The sequence below is a fragment of the Nocardiopsis protaetiae genome (assembly GCF_045446735.1).
GTDB lineage: Bacteria > Actinomycetota > Actinomycetes > Streptosporangiales > Streptosporangiaceae > Nocardiopsis > Nocardiopsis protaetiae.
On sequence record NZ_JBJJBV010000049.1, the window covers coordinates 15,395 to 29,620 of the forward strand.

Below are 14,226 nucleotides of genomic sequence, written 5' to 3' on the forward strand. Positions count from 1 at the left end.
CGCAATTGCTGCGTTACGCAGATAAAGTAGCATGGTTCTGCTGCGTCGTGCAGCGAACAGGAAGCGGAACGGAGTGACACCCCATGGCGGAACCCGGCAGGGAGGCCCTGGTCAGGGCGCTCACCGAGGAGGCGATCCCCGGCTGGGCGATCCGCGTCGTCCAGCTCAACAGCGTCGTCGCCGCCCGGCTGGGGGTCACCGACACCGACGTGCAGTGCCTGCACGTCCTGGGCCGCCACGGACCGGCCACGCCCGGCGCCCTGGCCGAGCAGGTCAACCTGACCACCGGCTCGGCCTCGCGGATGGTCGACCGGCTCGTCGCCGCCGGGTGCGTGCGCAGGGTGGCCGACCCCGGCGACCGCAGGCGCGTGCTCGTGGAGCCCACCGAGGAGGGGCTGGAACGCGTCACCGCCGCCTACGCCGGGCTGGTCGAGCGCACCCGCGAGGAGCTCGCCGACCTCGACGAGGACACGCTGGCCGCCCTGCTGCGGTTCGTGCGGGCCACCGAGCACGGTACGGCGGAGGAGGCCCGCGGCGGCGCCCACCGCTGACGCCAACGGCCCCGGGCACCCGACGCGGTGTCGGGGGCCCGGGGCGGTGTTCGGTGCGGTCAGAGCAAGGCGGTCCAGGAGGTCCAGAACGCCCGGGTGATCGCCGCGGCCAGGGCCAGGGCCCACAGGCACAGGAGCGTGCTGTGGTAGCGGAGCGCCGCCTCCACCGGGCGGCGCAGGGCCGCCGGCGTGGGCAGGTGGCCCGCGCGCAGGGCGTGCAGGGTGGTGTACCAGAAGACCGGCACGGTGACCGCCCAGACGACCATGCAGTAGGGGCAGAGCGCGCCGATCCGGTACAGGCTCTGGAAGATGAGCCAGTGCACGAAGCCCGCGCCGAACAGCGTGCCCGCCCACAGGCCCAGGTGGAACCAGCGCGGGAGGCGCGCCCCCGCCAGCAGGGCGACGCCGACGGTGGTGACCACGGAGAAGCCGATGACGCCCAGGATCGGGTTGGGGACGCCGAACGCCTCGGCCTGCGGGGTCGACATGACCGTCCCGCAGGACAGCACCGGGTTGATGCTGCACGAGGGAACATGACCGGGGTCCTGGAGAACGCGGATCTTCTCCACCAGCAGGGCGGTGGCGGCGAGCAGGCCCACCGCCCCGCCCAGGGCCAGCAGCCACGGCAGGGCGCGGGACAGCGGGTCCGTGGCCGGTGCGGTGGCGGGGGCGCCGGTGGCACCGGTGTCGGCGCTCATTCGGCGAGCCCGGCGTCGATCAGCTCGGCGAGCTCCTCGTAGGTGGGCATGCTCTGGGTCCGGTACCCGTTGACGAAGATGGTCGGGGTGCCCTGCACGCCCAGGGCGACACCGTCGTCGAAGTCGGCCTGCACCCGGTCGGCGACCTCCTGCGACTCCATGGCGGCGGTGAACTCCGCGACGTCCAGGCCCAGCTCCTCGGCGAAGCCGACGAACACCTCGCTCTGGTCCTGCCGCGACTCGCCCCACTCGGCCTGGGTCTCGTACATCCGCGCGTACATCCCCTCCAGGGCGCCCTGCTGCGCCGCGGCCTCCACGGCCGCGGCCGCCGGGCGCGAGTTCGCGTGGCCCGGGAGAGGGAAGTAGCGGACGACGAAGTCGATGCGGCCGTCGTAGTCCTCGCGGATCCGCTCCATCACGGGGAACTGGGCGCGGCACGCCTCGCACTCGAAGTCGAGGAACTCCACGACGGTGACCGGCGCGTCCTCGACGCCGTCGAGGTACCGGCTGTCCTCGCGGACCAGCAGCTCGGCGGGGGCGGGCGAGGGGGTGGCCGCGGCGCCCCGGCCCCCGGGTGCGGCGGCGGAGGTGCCGGCGGTCCCGGAGGGGGCCGGCGGGCGGTTCGACATGTACACGAGGGCGCCGACGAGCAGGCCCAGGACGGCGAGCATCACGACGGTGAAGGTCATGTTCTGGTTCACGGTTTTTTCCGTTCCAACGGGTCCGTGCGCGGGGCACGGCGGGATCACGACGGGACCGCCGGGGCGGTCGGGGGAGGAGGGGGCGGCGCGGGACGCGGTGGGCGTCGGCGCGGCGCGGTCGTGTCTAGACCCGTTGCACGCAGAGCAGGGTGAGCAGCCCGGGGCCGTGCCGGGGCGCCGTGGGGGCGTCCTCGGCGGGCGGGGCCGGGGCGTGCTCGGAGTGGCCCAGCGCCCACAACAGGGGGAGCGGGGCCAACAGGAGCGGTGCGCCCGCGGCGGCGGCCGCGGCGGGGGCGGCGACGCAGGTGTGGTCCTCGTGCCCGGCGGGGTCGGCCGCGGGGCGGGTGGCCGCGGTGGGCGCGGTCGCCGTGGTGGAGGCGGTACCGGTGGAGTCGGTGGGGCTGGCGAGGCGGGTGGTAGCGGTGGCCGTGGTGGAGGCGGTGCCGGTGGGGCTGTCGGAACCGGCGGGGCCGGTGGTCGTCAGCGTGCAGACCAGGCAGGTCAGCACGAGCACGGCGAGCAGCACCGCGAGGGTGCGTGTGCCGTGTCGGCCGGGGTGCCCGTTCATGATCGGCACTTTAACGGCGTTTCGGCCGGGTGCCGACCCGGGGTCCCCCGAGGGGCGCGGGCCCGGCCGCCGTGCGGGGTGCCCGCCCCACCCGAGCGGGCACCCCGGGCCGGGAGGCTCAGGCCAGGGCGCCGACCACCGGTGCCGGCTCGTCGCGCAGCCGGCGCGGGGAGATCGGCGCGGGGGAGGGCGGACTTTCATCCCCGGCGGGGTCGAAGGCATCGGTGCCGGGGGTGACGGCGGCCTTGACCGGGTCCATGCCCAGGGAGATGGGCTCGTCGGCGGGGGAGAGGACGAGCGCGACCACGCGTTCGGGGGCGGACTCGATGGTGACCTCGCCCTGGGAGGGCGTCACCGTGATCGGGTAGGCGCCGTCACCGTCACCGTCCGCGGGTGCCGGGGCGTCGTCGTCCTGGGCGGCCGCCCCGCAGCCGGTGAGCGCGGCCGCCGGCGGCCCGGCCGCCGCGGTGGTTCCCCCGGACCGGGCGGTGCGCCCGCGTGTTCCCGTCACGGTGTTCCTCCTCGTCACCACAGGAGCATGAGGCGAGCCTAACCTAACCGTCTGTGGATTCGATCGGCGGGGTCCGATCGAAATGGGTGATTTGTGGGTATCTGTGCCTGATGTGTCGAACGTGCGACCATGGACGTTCGGTTGCGAAGACACCGCGGAGGGTGGAGGGCCCAGGGGCCCTCGGGGGGAACGGGGTTGCCATGCCCGTACAACACGCGTCCAACGACTTGATGGTCTCCCTGGTGCGGGCCGGGCACCTGGCCACCTTCGAGGAGTTGCCCGCCCTGGTGGCCAAGAAGGCCGACGCGGCGGGCCTGCCCGAGGCCCGCTTCTACCTCGCCGACCACCAGCAGCAGGTCCTGCGCGAGGTCACCGGGCTGGGACCCGACGCCCACCGCGGCGGCGAGGACCTGCCCATCGACCACTCCCCGGCGGGACAGGCCTACATCACCGGCGTGGCGGTGCGCGCCGACACCGGGCCGCGCTACTGGGTACCGATCCTGGACGGCGCCGAACGCCTGGGCGTGCTCCACGTGACCTGGATCGGCGACCCCGACCGCTCGGCCATGCGCGACCTGGCCTCGCTGGTGGGCCTGCTGGTCATCGCCAAACGCTCCAACAGCGACTCCTACGCCCGGCTGATCCGCACCGAACCCATGTCGGTCTCCGCCGAGATGCAGTGGACGCTCATGCCCCCGGGCACCTTCGCCGACGCCCGGGTGACCATCTCCGCCGCGGCCGAACCCGCCTACGAGAACGCCGGGGACTCCTTCGACTACGCCGTCACCGGGGAGGCCGTCCACCTGGCGATCTTCGACGCCATGGGCCACGACACCGCCGCCGGGCTCATCGCCAACCTCGCCGTCGGGGCCTTTCGCAACGAACGCCGCAAGGGCACCCCGCTGGCCGCCATCCCCCAGGGGGTGGAGGCCACCCTGATCCAGGAGTTCGTGCGCACCCGGTTCGCCACCGCGATCCTGGCCGAACTCGACCTCACCACCGGCGAGATGGAATGGGTCAACTGCGGCCACCTGCCGCCCGTGCTCATCCGCGGGGAACAGGTACGCGAGATGGAGTGCGAACCCTCCCACCCGCTGGGCATGGACCTGGGGCTGCCGGTGACGGTGTGCCGCGAGCGGCTGGAGCCCGGCGACCGCCTGCTGTTCTACACCGACGGCGTCATCGAGGCCCGCGACGCCGACGGCAACGAGTTCGGGGTAGAGCGGTTCGTGGACTTCGTCATCCGCCACCAGGCCGACAACATGCCGGTCCCCGAGACCCTGCGGCGCCTGGTCCACGAGGTGTTGGACTACCACCACGACACGCTCAACGACGACGCGACGGTGCTCTTCTGCGAGTGGCACGGCTGATCGGCCCGTGTCCCGGTGCGGGTATCGCGCCTGCTCACGGCTCTGTATCGAAGGCGGCTCCGGGGGCGGCGGCGCCGATGGGCGGGCCCTACACTCGCAGGGACCCCGGGCGGCTTCCCGGCCGTGGCCCGCGAGGCCGGGGCGCGGGCGGGCGGCCGGGGCCACCCCCTTCTCCGCCCCCACGGGAGACGACCATGACCGGCTACCGCAACGGCCAGATCTCGCACTGGATGGCCGCCTCCCGCGACCCCGCGGCAGCGGCGAACCGGCGCGGCGGCCCGCTCCCCGATGAGGAACAGGACCTCGTCATCGTCGGCGGCGGTCTCACCGGGCTGTGGGCCGCCCTGGCCGCGATCCGCGAGAACCCCGGGTGGCGGATCACCGTCCTGGAGGCCCGCGAGGTCGGCTACGGCGCCTCGGGCCGCAACGGCGGCTGGATGTCGCCGCTCATCCCCGGCAACCGCGCCGTCTACGCCCGGGCCGCGCAGGCCCGCGGTGAGGACGGCGTCGAGGCCGTCCGCGCCTTCCAGCGCGAGATGAACACCGAGATCGAGGACACCCTGAGCCTGCTGGCGAAGGAGGGCATCGACGCCGACCAGCACCGGGGCGGGCACCTCAAGATCGCCACCACCCCCGCCGCGATGCGCAGGCTGGAGCAGGCCCGCGCCGCCGACCTCGCCTACGGGTACGAAGAATCCGAGCTGTCGCTGCTGGACGCCGACCAGGTCGGGGAACGCGTGGCCGTCGCACCGGCCCTGGGCGGGCTGCTCACGCACGGCACCGTCCGCGTCGACCCGGCCGAACTCGTCCGCGGCCTGGCCGACCTGGTCGAACGCGCGGGCGTGCGCATCATCGAGGGCACCGCCGCCACCCGCATCGACCCCGGACGGGTGAGCACCGTCCGTGACACCGGCCGCGGCACCGAATGCGGCACCGTCCGCGCCGCCACCGTGTTCAGCTGCCTGGAGGCCTACACCGGCCGGGTCGGCGGCGCACCCGACCTGGACGCGCGCCGGGTCATCCCGGTCAACTCGTCCATGATCGTCACCCGGCCCCTGCCCGGCGAGGTCTGGGAGCGCATCGGCTGGCAGGGGAACGAGTGCCTGGGCGACGCCGCGCACACGTTCGTCTACGCCCAGCGCACCGCCGACGGCCGCATCGCCATCGGCGGCCGCGGCACCCCCTACGCCTACAACTCGGGGACCCCGGGGGAGGGCGCCGTGGACGCCCGCACCGTGCGCACCCTCCTGGAGCGGCTGCGGCTGTTCTTCCCCGGTGTGGGGTTCGAGATCGAGCACGCCTGGCGCGGCGCCATCGGCGTCACCCGCGACTGGTGCGCGGGGGTCGCCTTCGACCCCGCCACCCGGGTCGGTGTGGTCCGCGGCTTCGCCGGGCACGGGGTGACCGCGACCCGGCTGGCCGCCCGGACCCTGGTGGACCGGGCCGCAGGGCGTGACACGGCGGCGACCCGGCTGCCCTGGAACGACCACGATTCGGGCAGGTGGGAGCCCGAACCGCTGCGGTGGATCGGGGTGCACGGCATGTACCGGCTCTTCGGCCTCGCCGACCGCTGGGAGGAGGGGCGGGGCTCGCGGGAGACCTCGCTCATCGCCCGCCTCGGCGGGCGGCTGGCGGGCCTGGCCGAGTAGCGCACCGGCCCCGCGGGTGCGTGCGGCGGGGCAGCGGGCGGCCTCCGGCGGCTGTGAGGTGCGGTGGCCGGGTGGCCGGGGCCCGGAGCGGGGCTCGGCCCGGAGTGGGATGGGGCTCGGAACGCGGTGGGGCCTGGAGTGGCATGGGGTCCGGAGCGGCGCCGGGGCCGGCGGCCGGGACAGTGCCCGGGTGGACTTCCCCGAACTCCAGCGGCGGCTCCATCACGTTCGGGTACGCGGAGGAACGCTACCGGCCGGCGCGCACCGCCGACGGCTACGTGCTGGAGATGGCGCGCGAGCGCGAGAACACCTACACGGTGCCGGCCGGGTCGCCGGACCTGGAGGACCTGCGGGCACGGCTGCTGCGCCACCTGGGAGGTCAGGGGGCGTACGCGGTCGGGGGTATCGGCGGCCGGGGGCGTAGGCGGTCAGGGAGCGTACGGGGTCAGGGCGCGTCGGCGGTCAGAGGGCGTCGGCCGGGGCGAGCCGGAACCGGTCCCGGTACCGGGCGGGGGTCGTGTTGAGGACGCGGCGGAACGCGCGGGTGAGCGTGTCGGTACTGGCGAAACCGCAGGCGGAGGCGACCCGGTCCAGGGTGTCGTCGGTGGTCTCCAGCCGCTGGCGCGCCACCTCCACCCGGGCCGCCTCGATGTAGGCGGCGGGGGTGGTCCCCAGCTCGTTCTTGAAGATCCGGGTGAGCTGCCGCTCGCTGACATGGGCGTGGGCCGCCAGGTCGGGGACGGTGAGGGGCCCGGTCAGGTTGCGGGCGACGTGGTGGCGCAGGTCGTCGATGCGGCGGGTGGTCGACACCGGGTCCAGGGCCACACTGAACTGGCTCTGCCCGCCCGGCCGCTTGAGGTACACCACCAGCTGGCGGGCCACCCGCAGGGCGGGTTCGCGGCCGAAGTCGTCGGCCACCAGGGCCAGCGACAGGTCGATGCAGGCGCTGAGCCCGGCCCCGGTCCAGATGTCGCCGTCCCGGATGAAGATCGGCTCGGCGTCCACCTCCACCTCGGGGTGCTCGGCGGCCAGCTGGCGGGCGGTCGACCAGTGCGTGGTGGCGCGCCTGCCGTCCAGCAGCCCGGCGGCGGCCAGCAGGTGCGCGCCCACGCACACCGAGGCGATGCGACGGGCGCGCGGCGCCAGCCGCCGCACCTGTTCCACCACCTCGGGGGCGGCGATCGCCCGCACCCCGGGGCCCTCCCCGGCCTCGACCGAGCCGGGGACCAGCAGCGTGTCGATACGCCGCCCGGCGACGTCGTCGAACGTGGCGTCGGGCAGCACCCGCACCCCGGCCGAGGTGGTGACGGGGTCCGGTGTGGGCGCGGCCAGCACCACCTCATAGCCGGTGGGCCCGCCCAGCTCCCGCCGCAGCAGAGCGAACACCTCGGCGGGCCCGGTGACGTCCAGCAGGTCCACCTGCTCGAAGAGCATCACCACCACGAGGCGCGTGTCCACGCTGCTTCCCTCCGTTGCCATGTCCACATCATCCGGATGTCGTGACCATTCACATGTCCGCGTCATCCGAGTGTCCGCATCCCTTCGGTCCGTGGCCCCGCGTGTGCGCATCATCCCAGGTCCGAGCCCGCGATCACCTGCGCCCCGTGCTCTCCCGCCCCGCATGCCCGCACCATCCGCATGCCACTGCCATCCGAATGTCAACGGCATCGGCATGTTCATATCATCCGGATGGTCGCGGTATGCGAGCCGATTCGGCCGGTCGGCTGCGTGGTCGCCTGCGCGGTCGCCCGTGTCCGAATCTGCGGTTCGTACGACATTGCCGACATCAGGGGGCCGATCCTAGCGTGGACGGTGGCCGCCCGACGAGGGCGGGCCGCCGACGGCCGCACCCCGCGGCGCGGCATGGAAAGGACGAACGACACCGATGGCCTCCACCACCCTGCGCGACATCAGCGGCATGGACCAGACCCCGGCCGCGCTCGCCGACGCCACCCTGATCCTCATCGACTACCAGAACACCTACACCCGGGGCGTGATGGAGCTCGAAGGCTGGGACAAGGCCCTGGACGCCGCCGCCGACCTGCTGGCCCGGGCGCGCGAGGCCGGGACCCCGGTCCTCCACGTGATCCACGACGGCGGCGCGGGCAGCCCCTACGACATCCGCGAGGAGATCGGCGGGATCCACCCGCGGGTGGCGCCGGTCGAGGGCGAGCAGGTGGTCGTCAAGGGCGCTCCGAACGCCTTCGTCGGCACCGACCTGCTCGAACGCGTCACCGCCACCGGTCGCGGAGAGAACGTCGTCATCGCCGGGTTCATGACGCACATGTGCGTCACCTTCAGCTCCGAGGGCGCGTTCCTCAACGGGCTGCGGCCGACCGTCGTCGCCGACGCCTGCGCCACCCGGACCCTGCGCTCCCCGGTCGCCGAGGTGCCCGCCGAGCAGCTGCACGCCGCCGGGCTGGCCACCATCGGCGACCTGTACGGGGTGGTCGTCCCCACCGCCGCCGACCTGCGCTGAACGCGCACGGCCCCGCCCACCCGGGCGGGGCCGCGGCCCGTCAGAGCCCACCGCCTGTCAGCGGCCTGTCAGCGCGTATCAGCGGTTCGTCAGTGCCAGCGACCTGTCAGGGGCTTGTCCGCAGCCTGTCAGCCGTCTGTCAGTGGCCCTTCGGCACGGCCCCACCACCGCTCGATCGCTCAGCCGTTCAGCCGATCGACCGCTCAGCGGCTGCCGCTCAGCGGGGCTCGCCCCCGCGGTCGCGCATCGACTCCCGCAGCCGCCCGAACACCCGCCCGGAGTGGATGCCGTCGTGCTCGAACTCGTTGGTGACCCACGCCCACGAGTTCCCCACCCCCTCCAGGGTGTCCAGCTGCACATGCGCGTCCACGTACATGTCGTCGTAGTACACGGCGGCCGCCACGGGCACCTCGTTGGCCAGCAGCCGCTTCTCGTCGTACAGCGGCGGCCAGTCGGTGCGCCGGGCCAGCTCCTCCACCGCGGGGCGCAGCGCCTTCAACAGCCGCACCTCCTCGAACATCCACGGGAACGCCATCTCCCCGGTGAACATCAGCGGCCGGGCGTCCTCGGCGAACACCGGCCGCCGGTCGCGTTCGCGCTGGGCCGCCCACGCGGTGGCGACACCGGAACGGTCGGCGTAGATCGCCTCCTGCAGCGTCCAGTACATCGGGTCGGCGGCGCTGGAGGTGCGCACCAGCACCTCCTGGAGGAACCCGTCGGACAGCCGACCGGGGCGGATGAACGCGTTCTCCACCAGCCAGTGCATGCGCTCGAACCCGGGCTTGCGCCCGAACTCGATGCCCAGGGTCTGGAAGCGGCGCACCGTCAGCCGGTCGCCGTCGGGCAGGCGCACGTCGTTCGCGGCCAGGTGGTCGGCGATCGCCGCCACGGCCTCCACGTCCTGGGGGTAGCGGCGGCGGTACTCGGCGGTCTTGCGCTCCACCCGGGTGAAGGTGCGGCGGTACACCTCCTCCACGTCGGCGGGCACGCCGGGGACGCCGCCGCAGATGTAGCAGGCGTTGAGCGCCTCGGGGGCGTGGGAGAGGTAGGACAGGGTCAGCCAGCCGCCGTAGCTCTGGGCGAGGGTGGTCCAGCGCCGACCGCCGTAGACGGTCTCCCGGACGTGCTCCATGTCGCGCACGATCGAGTCGGCGCGGAACCGGGACAGGTGGTCGGCCCCGGCGGCGGCGTCACCGCGTTCGGCGACGGCCTGCGCGTCCAGGGGCGTGCTGCGCCCGGTTCCGCGCTGGTCGACCAGGACGATCCGGTACTCGCCGAGGGCCTCTCCGATCCAGCCGGAGGGCTCCAGCGGGCGGGGGTTGGCCCCGCCGGGCCCGCCCTGGAGGAAGGCGAGCAGGGGGAGGTCGTCCCCCTTGCGCTCGGGGTCGACCAGCTCCCGGACGAAGAGCTCGATCCGCTCCCCGCCGGGGTCGGACCAGTCCAGGGGGACGGTGACCGTGTGCTCGGTGACCCACAGCCCGGGCATGGGGTAGCCCATCAGCGATCTCCTCGGTGTCGGCCGCTTCCCGGGATTGGCGGATGCGGGGGGATTCGGGAAGTCGGCCCGAACATCGTAGGGGAGTTTTCGCCCCGGGTGTCCGTTCCAGCGCGGCCGGCGCCCCCGGCGCGCCGGGGCCTACACCTCCTGGCGGCGCACCATCTCGGTGATCCAGACGGGGGCGAAGGGGGACGTGCAGCCGGGCGGGGTGGGGTAGTCCTTGAGCACCTCCAGGCGCTCCCCGATCCCGATGGCCCGCTCCCGGTACTCGGGGTGCTCGATCCCGATCCGGGCCAGGCACTCGTTCATCGCCCACTGCAACCGGTCGGGGGCGTCCTTCATCCGCACCTCGACGAGGTCGAGCAGCCCGGGCAGGTCCAGGCCCTCGGGCCTCTTGGCCACCCGGTCGGTGGTCAGCGCCCACCCGGCACCGGCGACCACCGGGTCCGGGTCGGCGAACCAGAGCACGCGCAGCTCCTCGGCGTGCGGGTTCTTCTTGACCACGTAGTCGACCAGCCAGTCCTGGACCTTGGGTCTGCGCGCCTCGCGCAGCATGGCGTCCAGTTCCTCGAACCCGAACGCCTTGGGGCGGCAGACCAGCAGCGCCAACAAACGCGCCGCGGTCTCGCCGGTCGCCCACAGCCCGACCGCCAGTTCCTGCTGCGTTTTGAGCCGCTTGGCGACCGCGCGCAGCCTGGTGAGGTTCACCCCGTGGTCGTCGCCGTGCCTCTCGTTGACCCGGCTGATCTTCGGGTCTTCGAGCGCGGCCAGCTCGGCCAGCACCTCGGCCACCGTCGTCTCGGTCCGTGTCGCCCGGGCCATCTCGATCCCCCTCGCTCACGTGCGGGTTCAGCCTACGACGCGGGTCGGACACCGGCCTGCTCGCCGGACTCCCCGGGCGCGCGCAGCACGAACCGGCTCACTGCGCCGCCGCCGAGACCGGCGGCGGCCAGCGCCGCGGGGGCGACGGGCAGGCTCGCGGCGGTGGCGACCGCGCCGACCAGGAGCGGGCCGCCCGCGTCGCCCAGCTCGCGGCCGAGTTCGGCGTTGCCCATGGTCCGGCCCATACGCTCCTCGGGGGTGACGGCGGCCAGGTGCGCGAAGGCCAGCGGGGTGACGGTGCCGACGGTCAGGCCGATCACGGCGGCGCAGGCGAACAGCGTGACCGCGTTCGGGGCCAGCGCCAGCAGCAGGAGCGCGGCGGCGGCCGCCCACAGGCCCAGCATGCCCCCGTTCCGGGTGCTCATCCGGCCCTCGTCGCGCAGGCGCCCCACGGTCGGCTGGACCAGGGTCGAGGTGAGCGCGAGCAGCGCCACGGCCGCGGCCCCGGCCAGCGGGTGCAGCTCCATGCGTACGGCCAGCAGCGGGAGGAAGCCGACGGCCACGCCCAGGATCGCGGTCGTGGTGGCGAGCAGCAGGGTCGGGACGAGGAACCCGCGTTCGGTGGTCTGCCGGACCAGGTCCGCGACGGTGTACCGGGGGCGGGGCACGATCGGCAGGGTCGGCACGGCGAGCAGCACCCACACCGCGGCCGCGGCGGACAGCAGCCCGAGCGCCAGGTAGAGCGACTGGATGCCCCACAGGTGGGCCAGCGCGACGCCGATGAGCGGGCCCAGGACGTAGCCGAGGCTCTTCCACGCCCCGTACCGGCCGAAGGAGCGGCCCAGGCGTTCCCGGCCGGCCAGGCGTGCGACCGCGGCCGAGGAGGCGGGGGAGAACGCCGAGGCCGCGGCGCCCTGCCCGAGCCGGGCCAGGCCCAGCACCAGCGGGGCGGGGGAGATGAGCGCGAGCAGGGAGGCGGCGGTGAACGCGATCAGGCCGCCGACGATGACGGGCTTGGGGCCGATCCGGTCGCTGAGCGCGCCGAAGAGCGGCTTGAGGATCACCTCGGCCACGTCGTAGAGGGCGAGCACCAGGCCCAGGTGGATCAGGGACAGGCCGATGTCGTCGCTCTGGGCGCCGAGCACGCCGGCGACACCGTGGGCGCCGAACGCGGTGGTGAAACCGGCGAGGTAGAGCGGGACCACGGGGCGCAGAGAAGAGGAGTCCGTCACGTCACTGAATGTAACAAGTGTTACTCGTGCCCTTGCGGGGGTGGGGGAACACCGCCGCCCGGAGCATGATGGCCGGGTGCTCCCGCACGGTCCCTCGCCCCGCCGAACCGGGTGTTACGGTCGGGGGCGTGACGGACGATACGGTGCGGTGGATGCTCGCGGTGGTGCAGGTACCGGCCAAGCCCTCCCGGCACCGCGTCGCGGTGTGGCGGGAGTTGCGGCGCGCGGGCGCCGTCCCGGTGGCCCAGGGGACGTGGGCGCTGCCGGCGGCGGAGGCCTTCCGCGACGCGGTGGACCGGGCCGGGGAGCTGGCGGCCGAAGGCGGCGGGCGGGTGGCGGTGTTCGACGTCGAGCCGCGCGACGCGGCGGCGCGGGAGCTCATCGTGGACGCGTTCACGGCGGCACGGGTGGACGAGTGGCGCGAGTTCGATGCCGACTGCGGCAAGTTCCTGGAGGAGATCGACCGGGAGATCGCCGAGCGCAAGTTCACCTTCGCGGAGTTGGAGGAAGAGGAGCAGAGCCTGGAGCGGCTGCGCCGCTGGTTCCGCGACCTGAGGAAACGCGACGTTCTGGCCCTCCCGCAGGCCCGCGACGCGGCCGAGCGCCTGCGCGCGTGCTCCGGCGCCCTCGACGACTACGCCGAACGTGTCTACGCGGCCGTCCACGGCGGCCCGCCGGGGGAGTGACGGCGCGGGGGAGTGGGGGCGCAGCCGCGGCGGCCGGAAAACCGGTCGACGGAGGTCCGGCGCCCTGGCACGGTGAGGCACCATGACGAACTCAGAGCTTTTGACCGCGGCGGACGTGGGGCTCATGCAGGGGCTGGCGCAGCGTCTGACCGCCACCCATCCGGAACTGGTGAACAGCGACGCGTCGTACGGCGAACTCGCCTGGAATTGGGGGCGGGGGCGTGCGGCCTTCGGTGAGAACTGGCGGCGCCGACTGTGGTTCTCCGACGGTGAGCTGGTGGCGTGGGGGTGGGCGCAGTTGCCGCGCAAGGCGCGGCTCAGCGACGGGACGGTCAAGGAGGTCACCGGGGCCTACCTGGCCCATCAGGTCCACCCGGACCACATGGAGCTGCTCGACGAGGTGATCGACTGGTTCGACGCCACGGCGCCGGGGCTTGAGCGGGCGGTGCTGCCTTCTGCGCTCGACGAAGTCGCCCTGGGGCGGTGGGTGGCGCACGGGTACAAGACCGACCCGGACGCGCTGGGGGACACGGGGGCCTGGACCCAGCTCAACCAGCGGGACCTGACCGACATCGAGCGGCCGGAGCTGCCGGACGGGTTCCGGTTCCGGACCGCGGACGAAGTCGGACCGGAGGCCGCGGTTCAGGGCCACTTGAACGCATGGCAGCCCTCGGCGTATTCGATCGAGGCTTACGAGGGCGTGCGGGGGGCGGCGGGTTATCGCGGTGACCTGCACGTTCTGGCGGAGGCGCCGGACGGGACGATGGCGTCCTCGGCGATCATGTGGTTCGACGAGGCCAACCGGACCATCGAGTTCGAGCCGGTGGGAACTCACCCGGACTACCGGCGCCTGGGGCTGGGGCGGGCGCTGCTGCTGCACGGGATGCTCCTGGGCCGGGAGGCGGGGGCCGTACACGCGACGGTGGCCTGTCTGGGGGCGCCGGGGCACCCGGCGGCGCGCGGGCTGTACTACAGCGTGGGGTTCGAGAAGTTCACATGGGACGCGCCGCTGATCAAGGGGGCGGACGCGTGAGTGCCATCGAGTACGAGGCACGGGTGCTGGAGATCGACCCTGAAGGGGTTGCGCGGCTAATCCTGGACAGGGGCGGCGTGGACCTGGGGGAGGTGCTCCAGCGGCGTTACGTGTACGACCTCGCGCCGGAGGAAGGGGTGTCCCGGTGGGTGCGGCTGCGCGACACGGGGCGCGGGGTGACGCTCGCGGTGAAGGAGGTCGCCTCGGACGCCATCGACGGGACACGGGAGACCGAGACCGAGGTGGGGGACTTCGAGACGGCGAACGTGCTGCTGGGGAAGCTGGGGTATACGGCCAAGGCTTACCAGGAGAACCGCAGGCACAGCTTCACGTTGGAGGGGGCGCGGCTGGAGATCGATAGCTGGCCCGGGATTCCCACGTACCTGGAGATCGAGGCCGATAGCCACGCGGAGGTCGTGCGGGTGGCG

15 protein-coding genes are annotated in these 14,226 nt (G+C 73.7%); 7 read left to right on the top strand and 8 right to left on the bottom strand.

Annotation, left to right across the window (positions count from 1 at the left end):
• The first annotated feature begins 83 nt into the window (after positions 1-83).
• On the top strand, positions 84-551 hold the full coding sequence (locus ACJOT3_RS10630; protein WP_406971414.1) for a MarR family winged helix-turn-helix transcriptional regulator: 468 nt from the start codon (positions 84-86) through the stop codon (positions 549-551).
• Positions 552-610: 59 nt separating this feature from the next.
• Here ACJOT3_RS10630 and ACJOT3_RS10635 read toward each other — a convergent pair whose 3' ends face one another.
• From ACJOT3_RS10635 to ACJOT3_RS10650, 4 genes are all read right to left on the bottom strand, one after another.
• Positions 611-1,249: a vitamin K epoxide reductase family protein gene (locus ACJOT3_RS10635; protein ID WP_406971416.1), complete on the bottom strand. Its 639-nt coding sequence runs from the start codon at positions 1,247-1,249 to the stop codon at positions 611-613.
• Positions 1,246-1,950, bottom strand: coding sequence for a DsbA family protein (locus tag ACJOT3_RS10640; RefSeq protein WP_406971418.1), 705 nt, complete (start codon positions 1,948-1,950; stop codon positions 1,246-1,248). The genes ACJOT3_RS10635 and ACJOT3_RS10640 overlap by 4 nt, the downstream gene beginning before the upstream one ends.
• Positions 1,951-2,074: 124 nt before the next feature.
• Positions 2,075-2,518, bottom strand: a complete 444-nt coding sequence (locus ACJOT3_RS10645; RefSeq protein ID WP_406971420.1) for a hypothetical protein — start codon at positions 2,516-2,518, stop codon at positions 2,075-2,077.
• Positions 2,519-2,636: 118 nt separating this feature from the next.
• Entirely contained in the window at positions 2,637-3,029 is a 393-nt protein-coding gene (locus ACJOT3_RS10650) for a hypothetical protein (protein ID WP_406971422.1), read from the bottom strand.
• A gap of 200 nt (positions 3,030-3,229) precedes the next feature.
• On the opposite strand from ACJOT3_RS10650, the gene ACJOT3_RS10655 reads away from it, so the two are divergent.
• Together ACJOT3_RS10655 and ACJOT3_RS10660 are read left to right on the top strand one after the other, a co-directional pair.
• Positions 3,230-4,399, top strand: coding sequence for a PP2C family protein-serine/threonine phosphatase (locus ACJOT3_RS10655; protein WP_406971424.1), 1,170 nt, complete (start codon positions 3,230-3,232; stop codon positions 4,397-4,399).
• 194 nt (positions 4,400-4,593) lie between these two features.
• Positions 4,594-6,048 (top strand): NAD(P)/FAD-dependent oxidoreductase, encoded by a 1,455-nt coding sequence (locus ACJOT3_RS10660; protein WP_406971426.1) that lies wholly within the window; start codon positions 4,594-4,596, stop codon positions 6,046-6,048.
• A gap of 462 nt (positions 6,049-6,510) precedes the next feature.
• Here the strand turns inward: ACJOT3_RS10660 and ACJOT3_RS10665 are convergent, their stop codons facing one another.
• Entirely contained in the window at positions 6,511-7,506 is a 996-nt protein-coding gene (locus tag ACJOT3_RS10665) for a GlxA family transcriptional regulator (RefSeq protein WP_431652335.1), read from the bottom strand.
• Between the two features lie 427 nt (positions 7,507-7,933).
• On the opposite strand from ACJOT3_RS10665, the gene ACJOT3_RS10670 reads away from it, so the two are divergent.
• Positions 7,934-8,527, top strand: coding sequence for an isochorismatase family protein (locus tag ACJOT3_RS10670; protein ID WP_406971430.1), 594 nt, complete (start codon positions 7,934-7,936; stop codon positions 8,525-8,527).
• 217 nt (positions 8,528-8,744) lie between these two features.
• Here ACJOT3_RS10670 and ACJOT3_RS10675 read toward each other — a convergent pair whose 3' ends face one another.
• From ACJOT3_RS10675 to ACJOT3_RS10685, 3 genes are all read right to left on the bottom strand, one after another.
• Positions 8,745-10,025 carry an alpha/beta fold hydrolase gene (locus ACJOT3_RS10675; protein ID WP_406971432.1) on the bottom strand — a complete coding sequence of 427 codons (1,281 nt, stop codon included), beginning with the start codon at positions 10,023-10,025 and terminating at the stop codon, positions 8,745-8,747.
• Between the two features lie 138 nt (positions 10,026-10,163).
• On the bottom strand, positions 10,164-10,847 hold the full coding sequence (locus ACJOT3_RS10680) for a DNA alkylation repair protein (protein ID WP_406971434.1): 684 nt from the start codon (positions 10,845-10,847) through the stop codon (positions 10,164-10,166).
• Between the two features lie 32 nt (positions 10,848-10,879).
• On the bottom strand, positions 10,880-12,079 hold the full coding sequence (locus ACJOT3_RS10685) for an MFS transporter (RefSeq protein ID WP_406971436.1): 1,200 nt from the start codon (positions 12,077-12,079) through the stop codon (positions 10,880-10,882).
• Between the two features lie 128 nt (positions 12,080-12,207).
• Here ACJOT3_RS10685 and ACJOT3_RS10690 point away from each other — a divergent pair, with 128 nt between their 5' ends.
• From ACJOT3_RS10690 to ACJOT3_RS10700, 3 genes are all read left to right on the top strand, one after another.
• Positions 12,208-12,765, top strand: coding sequence for a Chromate resistance protein ChrB (locus ACJOT3_RS10690; protein WP_406971438.1), 558 nt, complete (start codon positions 12,208-12,210; stop codon positions 12,763-12,765).
• A gap of 82 nt (positions 12,766-12,847) precedes the next feature.
• A complete protein-coding gene (locus ACJOT3_RS10695; protein WP_406971440.1) occupies positions 12,848-13,798 on the top strand; it encodes a GNAT family N-acetyltransferase in 951 nt (316 codons plus the stop codon).
• The coding region (locus ACJOT3_RS10700; RefSeq protein ID WP_406971442.1) for a CYTH domain-containing protein at positions 13,795-14,226 on the top strand (432 nt) is incomplete at its 3' end. The genes ACJOT3_RS10695 and ACJOT3_RS10700, both read left to right, overlap by 4 nt.

Bases quoted from the DNA above. Each gene is read 5' to 3' on its own strand.
- ACJOT3_RS10630 (WP_406971414.1), top strand. From the start codon at position 84: ATGGCGGAACCCGGCAGGGAGGCCCTGGTCAGGGCGCTCACCGAGGAG.
- ACJOT3_RS10635 (WP_406971416.1), bottom strand. From the start codon at position 1,249: ATGAGCGCCGACACCGGTGCCACCGGCGCCCCCGCCACCGCACCGGCC.
- ACJOT3_RS10645 (WP_406971420.1), bottom strand. From the start codon at position 2,518: ATGAACGGGCACCCCGGCCGACACGGCACACGCACCCTCGCGGTGCTG.
- ACJOT3_RS10655 (WP_406971424.1), top strand. From the start codon at position 3,230: ATGCCCGTACAACACGCGTCCAACGACTTGATGGTCTCCCTGGTGCGG.
- ACJOT3_RS10660 (WP_406971426.1), top strand. From the start codon at position 4,594: ATGACCGGCTACCGCAACGGCCAGATCTCGCACTGGATGGCCGCCTCC.
- ACJOT3_RS10670 (WP_406971430.1), top strand. From the start codon at position 7,934: ATGGCCTCCACCACCCTGCGCGACATCAGCGGCATGGACCAGACCCCG.
- ACJOT3_RS10675 (WP_406971432.1), bottom strand. From the start codon at position 10,025: ATGGGCTACCCCATGCCCGGGCTGTGGGTCACCGAGCACACGGTCACC.
- ACJOT3_RS10680 (WP_406971434.1), bottom strand. From the start codon at position 10,847: ATGGCCCGGGCGACACGGACCGAGACGACGGTGGCCGAGGTGCTGGCC.
- ACJOT3_RS10695 (WP_406971440.1), top strand. From the start codon at position 12,848: ATGACGAACTCAGAGCTTTTGACCGCGGCGGACGTGGGGCTCATGCAG.